This is a genomic window from Schinkia azotoformans (genome assembly GCF_035811335.1).
GTDB classification, from domain to species: domain Bacteria; phylum Bacillota; class Bacilli; order Bacillales; family Bacillaceae_J; genus Schinkia; species Schinkia azotoformans.
Window position 1 is genome coordinate 1 of sequence record NZ_JARSMD010000050.1, and the last position, 13982, is coordinate 13982.

At 35.3% G+C, this 13982-nt stretch carries 15 protein-coding genes and 1 pseudogene; 4 read left to right on the top strand and 12 right to left on the bottom strand.

The genetic code is table 11. The features are described 5' to 3' along the window. Window positions 1–369: 369 nt before the first annotated feature. From lepB to P9E47_RS21460, 4 genes are all read right to left on the bottom strand, one after another. On the bottom strand, window positions 370–930 hold the full coding sequence (lepB, locus tag P9E47_RS21445; protein WP_003329366.1) for a signal peptidase I: 561 nt from the start codon (window positions 928–930) through the stop codon (window positions 370–372). 36 nt (window positions 931–966) lie between these two features. Further along, window positions 967–1569: a TVP38/TMEM64 family protein gene (locus P9E47_RS21450; protein ID WP_003329365.1), complete on the bottom strand. Its 603-nt coding sequence runs from the start codon at window positions 1567–1569 to the stop codon at window positions 967–969. A 119-nt stretch (window positions 1570–1688) separates the two neighbouring features. Next, window positions 1689–2225, bottom strand: coding sequence for a competence protein ComK (locus P9E47_RS21455; RefSeq protein ID WP_003329364.1), 537 nt, complete (start codon window positions 2223–2225; stop codon window positions 1689–1691). 177 nt (window positions 2226–2402) lie between these two features. Beyond that, complete coding sequence (locus P9E47_RS21460) at window positions 2403–2627, bottom strand: hypothetical protein (RefSeq protein WP_326164896.1); 225 nt, start codon at window positions 2625–2627, stop codon at window positions 2403–2405. Window positions 2628–2694: 67 nt separating this feature from the next. Here P9E47_RS21460 and P9E47_RS21465 point away from each other — a divergent pair, with 67 nt between their 5' ends. Both P9E47_RS21465 and P9E47_RS21470 read left to right on the top strand, forming a co-directional pair. Further along, entirely contained in the window at window positions 2695–3153 is a 459-nt protein-coding gene (locus tag P9E47_RS21465) for a DUF3939 domain-containing protein (RefSeq protein WP_003329362.1), read from the top strand. 113 nt (window positions 3154–3266) lie between these two features. Continuing rightward, window positions 3267–3506 (top strand): IDEAL domain-containing protein, encoded by a 240-nt coding sequence (locus P9E47_RS21470; protein WP_233276146.1) that lies wholly within the window; start codon window positions 3267–3269, stop codon window positions 3504–3506. A 155-nt stretch (window positions 3507–3661) separates the two neighbouring features. Here P9E47_RS21470 and aceA read toward each other — a convergent pair whose 3' ends face one another. Both aceA and P9E47_RS21480 read right to left on the bottom strand, forming a co-directional pair. Continuing rightward, the gene (aceA, locus tag P9E47_RS21475; RefSeq protein WP_003329359.1) at window positions 3662–4942 is read right to left on the bottom strand and encodes an isocitrate lyase; all 1281 of its coding nucleotides are present in this window, start codon (window positions 4940–4942) and stop codon (window positions 3662–3664) included. Window positions 4943–5212: 270 nt separating this feature from the next. After that, window positions 5213–6481, bottom strand: coding sequence for a M48 family metallopeptidase (locus tag P9E47_RS21480; RefSeq protein WP_003329358.1), 1269 nt, complete (start codon window positions 6479–6481; stop codon window positions 5213–5215). A 230-nt stretch (window positions 6482–6711) separates the two neighbouring features. On the opposite strand from P9E47_RS21480, the gene P9E47_RS21485 reads away from it, so the two are divergent. Then, window positions 6712–7299 carry an SCO family protein gene (locus tag P9E47_RS21485; RefSeq protein ID WP_003329357.1) on the top strand — a complete coding sequence of 196 codons (588 nt, stop codon included), beginning with the start codon at window positions 6712–6714 and terminating at the stop codon, window positions 7297–7299. Between the two features lie 80 nt (window positions 7300–7379). Continuing rightward, window positions 7380–7763, top strand: a complete 384-nt coding sequence (locus tag P9E47_RS21490) for a FixH family protein (protein WP_326164899.1) — start codon at window positions 7380–7382, stop codon at window positions 7761–7763. Window positions 7764–7831: 68 nt separating this feature from the next. On the opposite strand, the pseudogene P9E47_RS21495 reads toward P9E47_RS21490, so the two are convergent. The 6 genes and pseudogenes from P9E47_RS21495 to P9E47_RS21520 form a co-directional block, all read right to left on the bottom strand. Then, window positions 7832–7978, bottom strand: a pseudogene (locus P9E47_RS21495) (AzlC family ABC transporter permease); the annotation flags it as partial. A 123-nt stretch (window positions 7979–8101) separates the two neighbouring features. Beyond that, window positions 8102–9745, bottom strand: coding sequence for a glycosyl hydrolase family 18 protein (locus P9E47_RS21500; RefSeq protein ID WP_326164901.1), 1644 nt, complete (start codon window positions 9743–9745; stop codon window positions 8102–8104). 175 nt (window positions 9746–9920) lie between these two features. Next, window positions 9921–10715: an ABC transporter ATP-binding protein gene (locus P9E47_RS21505; RefSeq protein ID WP_003329353.1), complete on the bottom strand. Its 795-nt coding sequence runs from the start codon at window positions 10713–10715 to the stop codon at window positions 9921–9923. Then, a complete protein-coding gene (locus P9E47_RS21510) occupies window positions 10690–11709 on the bottom strand; it encodes an ABC transporter permease (RefSeq protein ID WP_326164904.1) in 1020 nt (339 codons plus the stop codon). Before P9E47_RS21510 ends, P9E47_RS21505 begins: the two co-directional genes overlap by 26 nt. Before the next feature lie 41 nt (window positions 11710–11750). Next, complete coding sequence (locus tag P9E47_RS21515) at window positions 11751–12761, bottom strand: ABC transporter substrate-binding protein (protein WP_326164906.1); 1011 nt, start codon at window positions 12759–12761, stop codon at window positions 11751–11753. 187 nt (window positions 12762–12948) lie between these two features. Next, the gene (locus tag P9E47_RS21520; RefSeq protein WP_326164909.1) at window positions 12949–13938 is read right to left on the bottom strand and encodes a lipoate--protein ligase; all 990 of its coding nucleotides are present in this window, start codon (window positions 13936–13938) and stop codon (window positions 12949–12951) included. Between the last annotated feature and the right edge of the window lie 44 nt (window positions 13939–13982).

Below are 13982 nucleotides of genomic sequence, written 5' to 3' on the forward strand. Positions count from 1 at the left end.
CTCAAAATTAATACTGACTTGATGTTGAACTCAAGGTTCAAGTTTATTTGCACGCTTGACATTTTGTTTAGTTTTCAAAGATCATTTCGTTTATTTCTAAGCTTTTATTTTGTCGTTATCTATCAGCGACTTTTTTACCTTAACATTTTATTTCGTAGAAGTCAACAACTTTTTGAAAGAAGTTTTTTCTGCGTATTGAAGTTTGTTATGAATTTTGTTTTACTTTGTCGAATCTGACAGTAAATAATAATATATCAGGATTCATTTGCAACGTCAACATCTTTCAAAAAAATTTTTTAAACAAAAAAGCCGACCCAATTCGTTGCGTATAACAACAAATGGATCAGCCTCAAATTTCACATAATTATGTTAAAAATCAGTATCAATTTCATCAATTGGCCAATATCTTAAATTTACTTTCCCAACGACGTTCTCAATTGGTACAAATCCAAAATATCTGCTATCATAGCTGTCTTTTCTGTTATCACCTAAAACAAAAATATGGTCTTTAGGGACGACCTCACTCATACCGTTGCTTATTCCCTTTAAAGTGAAATCACCTGTAAGATTCTCCCCGTTTAATCCCATTTTATATTTTTCTAAATACGGCTCCTTTACAGCCTTATTATTAATATATAAAACATCATTTTTATACTCTACCTTATCGCCGGGCAGTCCAATAATTCTTTTCACAAAATCATCTTCGGGTGTGGCATGAAAGACAATAACATCGAACCTAGTTAAATCATCGATCTCATCAACTATCTTATTAATAATTAACAAATTCCCGTTTTCAAGTGTCGGCATCATTGATTCCCCATCAACAATATAGCTCGAAAAGAAAAATGTTCGAAAAAAGACCGCCAAAATAATAGCTACCCCAATTGTTCTAAGCCATTCCAACCCCTCTGTACCTTTAACCTTCATCATTTTCATTCCCCCATGCCTCTTTACCGTAGTTTTTATTTATCTCCCATCATCTAAGTGGATCCTTTTCTCTATTTGTTTACCGCCATACCATAATATGAACATTAATATTAAGACGAATATTGTTTTAAATGGTTGGTATATTAATGATTTTAGGTCATAACCGATAAAAGAGACTGTAAAAATCATAACCAATTTTCCGAGCAAAACCGCCAAAACAAACTGCTGTTTACTTACTCTAGATAATCCTGCAACCACGTTAATTAATGAAGATGGTGAAAACGGAAAACAGAGCATTAAGAAGATAAAACCAAAACCACGGCGTTCAATCCAGTTCATTAATTTTTTTACCTTTTGATGTTTCGTTAAAAAATTAAAAAACCTTTGCCTACCTAACCTTCGAATGACGGAAAATACGATAAGTGCTCCAAGAGTTGCTCCAATCCACGAAATAATAAACCCTTTCCATAATCCAAAGGCAGCGGCATTAGCCATCACAAATAGGACTAACGGGAATATCGGAAATATTGCTTCAATCATTGGAAGCAGAATGCCAGGTATAGGCCCAAGATCTGCGTATTCATCGAGTAACATCAATATATTTTCTATCGTAAAAAATTCTTTTAAAGACTTAAAGTCCATTTAACGTTATCCCTTTCAAACAGTTAATATGTTTATACTATCTCCTAGGAAAAGTTTACTACACAGGGTTTATTTTTCCCAGAAAGAAGTGAGGGACTAACGAAAAATATAATTTAATATTACTCATCTTTATAGTCATGTTTGGATGGTTTGTTTTTTTGTTTATTGTAAGAAATTCTTTTTGAAAGGAGGAATCTATATTGGGCTGTTCTATTTAGCTGGTTCTCGAAAGATCCTTTAGATACATCTAAAATAATCGATTTATTATTGGTAAATGTCACCATTGTTTTTTCAGGACCAGCGGATTGATAGTCTAAAATGTATGAGTGTGAAAGCCAAGCGCACGTATCTTTATAGGGAGATATTGTAGGAAACATGTAGATTTCATTCGTTGGGTCAACAGCAATAGGGACCTTATATGTAATACCGGTAAGCTCGCGAGCGCCTTCTTGCCTGCCTTTCAGGCTGCTGCCGAAATACTTGCAGCTTCTATCCATGACCATAGACGGTTTCATTTTAACCAAAAATTCATCCTCAACCTCTATGACCCGAGTATATACCGGCAGTTCTTTGTTGACTTTTTCTCCGACAATTGCCATTGTATATGGATTTACTTCAAAATCCGAAATAGCTAATACCTTTTTGCTCCTTCTCATAAAGCCACCTCTTTAGACAAATTTTATTTTTCTAAAAAATTCATAAAGACTGTGATGACAATGTTTGACAAAATCCATACTATTTTCTATATTATCACAAAGACTACAGTTTTTATATAATGTTTTTAAATTTTCAAAAAAATCTTAAACCCAAAAAGAGCAGCCTAATGCTCCTCTTTACAAATTGTTGAATTGTTGTTTAACTTCTTCTTCAGCGATATACTCATTCGCTTGTTCGATGATCCGATGCTCATTTACAGATTCACCGGAAATATAATCCTTTCCTGAAGGGTCCGTAATATCTGTATCAACTCCAAGGCTGATTCCTGATGTTAAGATCATATCGGATGTAACCTCAGGTTCAACAAAATTGTCACGTTTTTTATTAGACTTGTACTTCATGCTAAAACACCTCCAATACTATTATGTTCAAAAAGATAAAAATCAATAAATAAAGCGAGTGGAAATGATGTTTAAATGGAGAAAAAATAAAGAAAATAAAGAAAACTATAATGTTACCTCTAATTTTGATATCGAAACTGTAAAAAAAGCAGTCCGTGAATTTGCCGACCAAGCCCCCAAAGGAGTAACTACAAGGACTTTAGTAAAGGATGATCATTCCATTGACTTTGATTTATTAAAGCCATACCTTAAAGGAATTCCTGAGCAAAACTTTTACATGTCGAAGGAAACCTATGAAATTTTTGAAGAAAAAGATAAAATAATACCGTTTTACTTGGATATGATTCAATTCGCTGTCGATCAATACGTTAATATGTACCAAAAACTTCCAATAACACAAGGTGACCCTTATAGAAAGGTTAGTTATTTGTTATTAGAAAAAAGTAATTTAATTCATGAAAGACCAGATATAGATTTTTATATTACTAATGATGAATATTTGATTACACATAAAAAGCCCAGATAATAGGCTTTTTATTTTCTATATTGTAAATTTAATTTTCTGAAAAGTTAGAAAAAAACCTTGAAAAATTCCCTTTACACTACTATAATAATAAAAAGAGCATCAGGGGTGATGATATGATGGAGAACAGAAAGTCATACGCTGATCAAAAGAAAAGTAATGATTTAGACTTATCCAAAACTGATGGTAACTATGTCCTCGATGTTTATATCCAAATGATTATTGACGAAGCCCTATTTAATTACCAGAAAGATTTATTACAAAAACAAATTGATGATGCTTTAGACTTAAAAGATCACATTCAATTTTATCTATTGACAGAACAGTATAAAAAATTACTCGGATTTCAAACGTAAAAGGAAGCGTTAGGCTTCCTTTTCGTTTATTTGATAAAACAAAAAAAGCTGTATCAATCCTGTTATTCACAGGTGATACAGCATCTATATATTATGTTCAGGAGAATGAACGTAAATCATTACGCTTGCGCTATGAAACGCCTTGTACATTACGATTACTTAATGAATTGAGCCTCTTCAGTTGAACCTTTCATAGCCGTTGTTGAAGATTGACCGCCAGAAACGATTTGCGAAACTTCATCAAAATAGCCAGTACCTACTTCACGTTGGTGCTTAGTAGCTGTATAGCCTTGAGCTTCTGCAGCAAATTCTGCTTGTTGTAATTCAGAATATGCACCCATACCACGAGTTTTGTAGCCTTGAGCTAATTGGAACATGCTGTAGTTAAGAGCATGGAAACCTGCTAATGTAACGAATTGGAACTTATATCCCATTTTAGCGATTTCTCTTTGGAAGTTTTCAATTGTTTCATCATCAAGCTTAGACTTCCAGTTGAATGACGGTGAGCAGTTATAAGCAAGCATTTTTCCAGGGAATTTAGCATGAATAGCATCAGCAAATTGTTGAGCTTGCTCAAGATCTGGTGTAGATGTTTCACACCAAATTAAATCTGCATATGGTGCATAAGCTAATCCGCGGGAAATGGCTTGTTCAATACCCGGTCTAGTACGATAGAAGCCTTCTGGAGTTCTTTCCCCTGTTAAGAATGGCTTATCATTATCATCGATATCGCTCGTAATCATATCTGCTGCATCAGCATCTGTGCGAGCAACCAAAACAGTAGGAACTCCCATTGTGTCAGCTGCTAAGCGGGCAGAAATTAAATTTCTAACTGCTGTTTGAGTTGGTAATAATACTTTACCGCCTAAATGACCACATTTCTTTTCAGAAGATAATTGGTCTTCGAAGTGTACACCAGAAGCACCTGCTTCAATCATACCTTTCATAAGTTCAAATACGTTAAGTGCTCCACCAAAACCAGCTTCAGCATCAGCAACAATTGGAGCAAACCAATAAGTGTCACCTTTACCTTCAGTTGATTGAATTTGATCCGCACGTTGTAAAGCCTGATTAATGCGTTTTACTACAGCTGGTACAGAGTTTGCAGGATATAAGCTTTGGTCAGGATACATATGTCCTGAAAGGTTTGCATCCGCTGCAACCTGCCAGCCACTTAAATAGATTGCTTTAAGACCGGCTTTAACCTGTTGTACGGCTTGGTTTCCAGTTAATGCACCAAGTGCATTAATGAAATCTTCTTCATTTAATAATTTCCATAACCTCTCAGAACCAACTTTTGCTAATGTATGTTCAATGTCGATTGAACCGCGAAGACGAATTACATCTTCAGCAGAATAAGGTCTTTCAATCCCTTTCCAACGACTATCCAGTCTCCAACTTTCTTCTAACTTTGCAATTCTTTCTTGATTTGTCATCCCCATTTTCCCCTCTCTAAATATAAACTTTTTATTAAACACCCTTTTTCCGTTCTAAAAAGCCCCCAGTGTTTAACGAATTAATCGTCAAACATTCCCCTAATTATTTGAGTGATTTTCACTCCTTCCATTTTGCTATGTTCTCTGGTGTTTTGTTGTTATACTACACGGTTGTTTGTTTCTGTTTGTATTATATAACAGTGTTTTTAAAAAAGAAACCCCTTTTTGCGAATTTTTTCACTTTTTTTGCAAAAAGGGGCTTTTTACTAATTAATTTGTCTGTTTCACATCATAGTTCTCTAAGAAATTTAACCTTTCTAACATCGTTGGGTGCCCATAGCGAAGCCACTTTACAATTGCCGGTGGATTAACCTCACTTAAACCCGCAATCGTTAATTTTTGAAATCCGCTTATGGCCGCCGTTTTGTCATTTGTCATTTCAATCGCATATTCATCTGCCGAGTGCTCTAAATATCTGGAAAATGCATTGCTAATTGGACTTTGTATAAAGGTCAACATTGAAATGATTAATAGCAACAAAGGAAGACTTGCAATATCATTAATCCCTTTAATCAATAGCCGTTGCCCAAATCTTTTAACTGCCCACTCGAGAATTTTTGAAGCTATAAATAACCCGATAAAGGAAATAAGAAGGTAGGCAGCCATCCCCATGTAAATATGTTTCTTCACATAATGGGCCATTTCGTGTGCCATCACGAACAGTACTTCACTGTCATTAAGCTTATTTAAAGTTGTGTCCCATAATACAATTCGTGAATTCGAACCAATACCGGTTACATAAGCATTTAAAGCATTTGTTTTTTCAGACATATTGACTTCATAGACATGCTCTGCCGGTATATCTGCTTTACTTGCTAGGTTTAAGATTTTTTCCTCCAACTCTTTATCCTTTAACGGGTAAAAATCATTATAAAGCGGATCAATAATAACAGGCTGAACAAACATTAAAAAGACCGTGAAAGGAACGGAAATAACCCAGGCATAAATCCACCATCGTTTGTTGTATTTTTTGATTAATGCATACACAACGATTGCTAAAACCACCATAAACAAATAATCAAGCCAAAAATCAATAAACTGATCTTTCATCCAAATGACAAATGTAGAGGTTGTTATCCCATAGGACTTGGATAGCTGGTATGAAATATAATCAATTGGAAACATAATAATGAAAGTAAAAACGGATAACCAAAATACATAAATTCCTTTTTGAAATAATGATATCTTTGTTACGGATTCTGACCAATTACGAAAACGCACGGAAAATCCCACAGCCAAGATTGTTAGGAAAAAAACCCAATCAAAAGGTGTCAACAAAAAGAAGATGATATGCCTAATTTTCGAGTATTCATACGTCAATTCCAATTGCCTATCATTCATAAACGTTGTTGGATCTGCGGCCGAACCTTGGTAGCCATTTGGCAAGTTAGAGGAATCTGCAATTAAAAGGAAATATGAAATAACGATAGCGGCATATATCCCATAAAGAAGAAAAACTCCTTTTAAAAATTTCTTCAACTACATTTCTCCCCTTTTCAAGAAAAATAATTGTGTACAAACTATCTATATCTTTATTTTAGTTAGTATGAACTGAATTAGAACAGATATTTATGATGAAAAAACTATTAATAAACATTTTAAACATGTTCATAGAATATTCACGTATTTTCTACAGCATTTCCTGTTTTTTTTATAATCGTATAGTATCATAGTATCAATAGGATAAATTTTAGACGAGGTGTTTTACTTTGAAAAAAATATATATATGGTTTATTACCTTATCCGTAATAGGAATCTCTGCAGGTATTCTGTATTTGACTGTCATTCGGCCAGGAAGTGTTGAACTTCCGAAGGATGTTGTCATGGAGTCTGCATTTGGAGGAGAGTATTCCTTCGCTGATTTACCTCCGAAAATTCGCTTAATTGAATTTATGTACGTAAACTGTCCCGATGTTTGCCCTACTACTTCATTAAGAATGAATTTATTAAAAAAGAAACTAGAAGAAGATGGAGTTTTTCGTGATAAGGTTGAATTTATTTCAATCACCATTGACCCAAAACGGGATTCAGCTGAAAAATTAGCTCTTTATGCAGAACGCTTTAATGTAATGGACGACAGCACTGGCTGGCATTTTTTAAGGGGAACAGAGGAAAATACCCGTAAAATCGCGAATGCTTTTCAGTTTATGTACAGAGACCCTGGGAACGGCAACTATGTTCATACAACGTTTACGTACATGCTAGACCAAAATAACAAATTAGTAGAATCATTGCCAATGGGTGAAGGTTTCGATAGTGATAGAATATATAAAAGAATTAAGAATAAACTTAAGTAAGTAGAAAAGCGCAAGCGCCCGTTTAGCGAAGTCCACGAGTCGCTGGGCGCTGGAGCTGGACAGTGAGGTTGGTTAAAAAAATGGACAAAAAAAAATGGGTAATACCCTTTTTGTTCCTTGTTAGTTTATTAGCTGGCTGTAGTTCTTCTGAAGAGGAATTTATTTTTCCAGAAGCAGCATTTACGATGTCATCTGATATCGTAAAAGTGAATGAACCACTTACATTAGAGGTGAAAGTTACCGCTGCTGAAAAAGAAGTTAACGATGCTGATGTTAGCTTTGAATATTGGTTAGAAGAAAAAGCAGATGAAGAACACACAAAAATCCCAGCTGAGAAAGCAGGTAAGGGTACTTATACAGGAGAAATAAGCCTTTCAGAACCAGGAGTCTATTCTGTATACTTCCATGCAGATGCACTGGATATGCACTTAATGGATAAATACCAGTTTACTGTAACGGAGTAAAGTCAAAGAGAAAAGCACCCACAACGGGTGCTTATTTTTTTACATAAATAAAGAAAAAACAGTCAATACGTCCCCCCAAGACTTAACCCGGTCGATTTTGCTAATAAACCAAATGTTAAAGCAACAGGCAAATAACCAATTCCAATACCAATGCCGTCCTGAAGGCCATTTCTAAAATGAGATTGTTTTTTCGCTATAACGGTAGTTGTACTCAAATTCCCCTCTCTTTTCTATTTTCATTTATAATCTAAATTTTTCCAATCTTTCCGCAATATAATTTACATCCATGAAAAAAGCACCGACAATTTGTCGATGCCTTGTAGTAAATTTAATTAATTTTACTCTGGGAAGTATTTGGATATCCGTTCTAATAACGCAGCCATTTCTGCACGATTAATTTGATTTTTTGGTTTAAAGCTACCATCATTGTATCCTGAGAAAATATAATTTTCGCTCATGCGTACGATCGAAGGATAAGCCCAATCAGATATATTATTTTGGTCCGTAAACATGACTTTTGATTGCGTACTTTCAGGGAACTGGTCTCCAATTAATCGTTCCAGAATAACCGCCATTTCTTCCCTTGAGAGTGCCTTGCCAGGTGCAAATATTGTTGCACCTACACCTTTCATTAATCCATGTTGTCTTACTATTTCAATATTGGCAGCCGCCCATTGATGTGATGAGCCCACATCTGTATACGGTGAAGATGACTCCTCTTTCAAACCAAGGTTAAGGACACGTACCAAAATTGTTGCAGCCTCTGCACGTGTCAGTGAATCTGCTGGTTTAAATGTGCTCACTGAATTTTTTCCAAGCATCCACTGTTTTTCTTTTACAAATGCAATGGAATTTAGTGCCCAATGGTTAGCCCCTACATCTTTAAAGTCTAAACCATCTAACCATAAGCGGAAATCTGACCAAATCGCTGGATCTTCTTGGCCTAAACTCCAGCTACCGACACCCTTTAAATTATATTTTTGAACTAAACTAAGCTTTGCCTTAAGTGACTCATTATTTTCAAACCATACTTCATATGTGCCAGGCTTTAACGGAGGAACCCAAGATTTTAGTTTAAACTCTGGACCACCTGGTGCTACTGTAAATGTTCCTTTCACACTTTCCGTTTCTTTATCGTACACTACTTGAACTTGAAACGTGTTCAACAGGCTTGGAATTTGGTATAAAGAAATGGATTCACCTAACACTTTATTCGTGTTTTGATTCTCTGTATCTTTTACATCCTCCATATTCCATACACGACCATAAAACGGAATACCTAAAACAACTTTTTCTGGAGCAACATATTTAAGAGCATAAGTAATTGATTTTTCGATAAAAGATTTACTTGCATTTGGTCCACTCGTTTTAGAGCCGCCGCCTTTTTCGTCATATGTCATGATGAAAAGATAATCAACATATTTTCCTAATGCCTGATAATCATAAAATCCTTGCCACCCTTTATCTGTACCCCATGGGTTTGGAGCTACAGCAATCGAAAGTGATTTTCCAGCCGGCATTTTTTCATTTAAAATTCTAATAAAATCAGTAAATTGATCACGATAGGCAGAACCTAAACCTTCAACATCAATATTAATTCCATCTAAATTATAATCATTGATGGCTTTCACAATTTGATCTGCAATTTTTTCGCTGTTAGCAAACATTTTTTCTCCCTTAGCCCAATTATTAGCCAAGAAGGCAACTACCTTAATATTTCTATTATGCATTTCGTCGATTAATGCTTTACTATTAGCCGGAATTACAATATCTAATGTGCCATCATCCAAAATTTGAAAGTATTTTGGATTTACTTGATCTAGTGCATTATTCGTGTTGTTTATATACTTGATTGGGTCATCAGCACTATTTGAGAATAAATACGTCATGTTAAATCTTTTTTCTGCAGCATCAACTTTCATAAATGGAGTTAAGGTTAAAAGCATGGCAACAGATAATAAGATTGCTAGATTTTTCTTCATTCCACTACCCTTTCTTCTCTTAATCTATCAATTTCTATATCTACTACTACAATATACGAGTTATAGATTAAATTCAAAAATTATGGCTGGAAACAAAGTAAAAAAATAGGCACATTAAATTAAATAGGCACCCAAGTCTTATGGATGCCTATCGTCCTTATTATTCCTCAATGCATTACCCTAACAACGCACGGTCACTCGCCATTCCAGTTCCACGAATTCGTTTAAATTCATTAAGCAAATCTTCAATTGTTAACTTTTGCTTTTCTTCCCCGCCAACACTGAAGATGATTTGCCCTTTGTCCATCATGATTAAACGATTACCTAAATCAATGGCTTGCTGCATATTATGTGTTACCATTAATGTTGTAAGCTGGAGTTTATCTACTATTTCTTTCGTAATATTCGTAATTAACTCTGCCCTTGAAGGGTCAAGGGCTGCTGTATGTTCATCTAACAATAAAATTTTCGGCTCAGTAAATGTCGCCATTAAAAGTGAAAGAGCCTGCCGCTCCCCACCAGACAGAAGACCAACCTTTGCATTCAAACGATTTTCTAATCCCATGTGTAAGCTTGCAAGTTGTTCTTTGAAATGCTCACGGCGTTTCTTAGTAACACCTTTACGTAAGGTTCGTGTTGTCGCCCGCGAATAAGCCATTGCCAGATTTTCTTCAATTGTCATTGTCGGAGCAGTGCCCGCCATCGGATCTTGAAACACACGTCCAATGAGCTTTGCCCGCTTATACTCCGGCAAATTAGTTACATCATCTCCATCAATTGTAACAGTCCCTACATCAGGAGTTAATGCCCCGGAAATCATATTCATTAATGTTGATTTTCCTGCTCCATTACTACCAATAACTGTTACGAAATCTCCAGGTTTTAAAGATAAATTAATTTGGTTTAGGGCAATTTTTTCATCTAATGTTCCTTCGTTGAACACCTTATAGATCTGTTTTAGATGCAACATGATGCTCGCCCCCTTCATTAACCATTTTCATTTGTTGAATTCTCTTTTTATATTTTCGCTTCTTTTCCTTTTGAACATCTATTATCTTAGGAATAATAAGCGCTAGAATAACAATCGTTGCTGTTATTAGTTTCATGTCGCCTGTTTCTAAAAACTTTACTTTAAGTGCTAAAGCAAGCACAATTCTATAAATAATCGCTCCACCGATAACAGCTAAAGTCGTGCGAGCAATAGTTTTCGTTCCAAATAATGCTTCACCAATAATGACAGAAGCTAAACCAATTACAATCATACCAATTCCCATTCCAACGTCACTAAAGGAATTATATTGTGCAATTAATGCACCTGAAAAAGCAACCAATGCATTAGAAATACCTAAACCAACAATAGTCAGAGTATCTGTATTTGCTGAAAAACTTGAAATCATCTTTTTATTATCACCAACAGCTCGTATTGCCAAGCCGATTTCTGTTCGTAAAAACCAATCAGTAATGCACTTTATTACAAATGTAATAATTAACATAAAAAATATAATGGCCCATGTTTTTGGTAAATAATTCTGTAAGCCCATATTCGTTAATAAACTATTAATCCCATCATCAATTCCTAGAGATTTCCAAAAACTAGTTAACTTTGTAATAGAAGTCTCTTGATTTAATAGTGGCACATTCGATTTCCCCATAATTCTAAGATTAATAGAATACAAGGCAATCATCATTAATATTCCTGAAAGTAATGCATTAATTTTACCTTTCGTATGAAGCAACCCCGTAATACATCCGGCTAAAAACCCAGCTAACAATGCAACAATTGTTGCCAGAAATGGATTGGCTCCGTTAACAATAAGGACGGCAGTAACTGCCGCCCCTGTTACAAAGCTTCCATCAACTGTTAAATCTGGAAAGTCTAAAATCCGGAAAGAGAGGTAAACACCCAGAGCCATTATTGCGTATATAATTCCTGATTCTATGGAGCCAAATATTGCTATGAACATTAACGCTCATCCTCTCAACCATTTTATAGTCTATAAAACTATTATTCTAAATATTCAGCAATGCCATCCCATTCTGGATTTAATTTAATCCCCATTTCAGCTGCTGCTTTTTTATTAATTAACAGCTTTAAGTTTTGTGGATATTGAACAGGTAGATCCGCTGTTGTTTTTTCACCTTTTAAGATTTGTGCAGCCATTTGTCCAGCTTCAAAACCGATATCATAGTAATCAAATCCATATGCTGCAAAACCACCGCGGGCTACAGAATCTAATTCACCTACAAATAATGGAATATCATTTTCGTTTGCCACTTGAACAACACTTTCCAATGCGGAAACAACTGTATTATCGGTAATGATGTAAATAACATCTGCGGCTCCAACTAATGATTCCGCGGCTGTCTTCACATCAGCAGATGTAGAAACAGCTGCTTCGACAATCTCCAGGTCTGTTCCTTCCATTGCTTTTTTCACGAGATCAATCTGAGCAACTGAGTTTTGTTCACCAGCATTATAAATCATACCAACTTTATTTCCTTCAAAATACTGATCAATAAATTTAACTGTATTTGGAATTGCATCAGGATGCGTATCGGTTGTACCTGTGATATTTGCACCAGGCTTGTCCATTGCCTCTACTAACTCAGCACCAACAGGGTCTGTTACGGATGTAAATACAATTGGAATATCCTTTGTTGCATTTAAGGCCCCCTGTGCCATTGGTGTAGCATTTGCAAAGATTAAGTCAACTTGGTCACCAACTAAATTATTTGCAATTGTTAAAGTATTATTTGCATCAGCTTGAGCATTTTGATCGTTATATTCAACTGTCAATCCCGCTTCTTCTAACGCCTTTTTAAAGCCTGCTGTTGCCGCATCTAATGATGGATGTTGAACATACTGCGCTATCCCAACCTTATACGTTGTTGCTTCTTTAGCGGGTTCCTTTTCAGCCTGACCTTGGTCTCCTGTAGTTGCTTCTTGTCCACCACCGCAGCCCGCTAATAACATCAAACTTAAAATCGAACTACCAACTGCTTTTTTCCAATTCATAAATGTTGCCCCCTTTTTATTTTTTTACCTTACTACTAAATGCTTTATTACTTGAATCCTTTTATGTATTAAATTATACAGAAATATTAGAAAACTTCAATCTTAACTTTATATATTTTAATAAAATTCAATATATTAAGATATTATTTTCAGAAAAATATAAAAAGCTACCTCAAAATTGAGATAGCTAAAATAATAAGTTGAAAAAGTCCTCTTTTTCTATATTTCCGAAGTAGTAAGTAAAGTCTATACCCTCCAGCGCATTTTCCGCTGCCTGCTTTTCATAACGTATACCTGTAAGCTTTTTTGAAATATCTTCCACATCACCAACACCGAAAAAGTCACCAAAAATTTTACAGTTTTCAATGATCCCTTTATCGACATCAAGTCTTATATCGATTTGGCCTACAGGAAAACGATGGGAGCGCTGCAAATTAAACTTTGGTGATTTCCCGTAATTCCAGTCCCAGTTTCGATAATGCTCATCCGCAATTTTCTCGATCTTGCTCCAATCCTCTTCCGTTAATTTATACTCCGGTACAGCCCCATCCTTATCAAATATAAACATGAGCAACATTTCTCTAAATTTTTCAACCGTCATTTCAGTAGTTAAGAATTCACTTATATTCGCTACACGACTACGGACAGATTTAATTCCTTTCGATTGAATTTTTTCCATTTTAACATTTAATGCGGAAACGACATTATCAATATTGGAATTGAACATTAAAGTACCATGACTGAACATTCGACCCTTGGTTGAAAATTGGGCATTACCAGAAATCTTCCTTCCCTCTACAGTAATGTCGTTACGGCCGCTAAGTTCAGCATTCACACCTAATTTGTGAAGGGCGCTTACAACTGGTTCTGTAAACTTTCTGAAATTGTGGAAGCTGTTGCCGTCGTCTTTAGTAATAAAGCTGAAATTTAGGTTACCTAGGTCATGATAAACCGCCCCGCCTCCGGAAAGACGTCTAACTACATGGATTCCATTTTCCTCTGCGTATTTGGTGTTGATTTCTTCAATTGTATTTTGATTTTTACCAATAATGATGGATGGTCCGTTTATGTAAAAAAGAAGATAAGTTTCATTTATGTCTAGGTTTTTAACAGCAAACTCTTCAATTGCCAGATTTATTCTTGGGTCTGTTATCCCTTGATTATTTATAAAAAGCATCGTACTTCCTCTCCCTTTTATTTTATTGCTGTGACAACACGGTG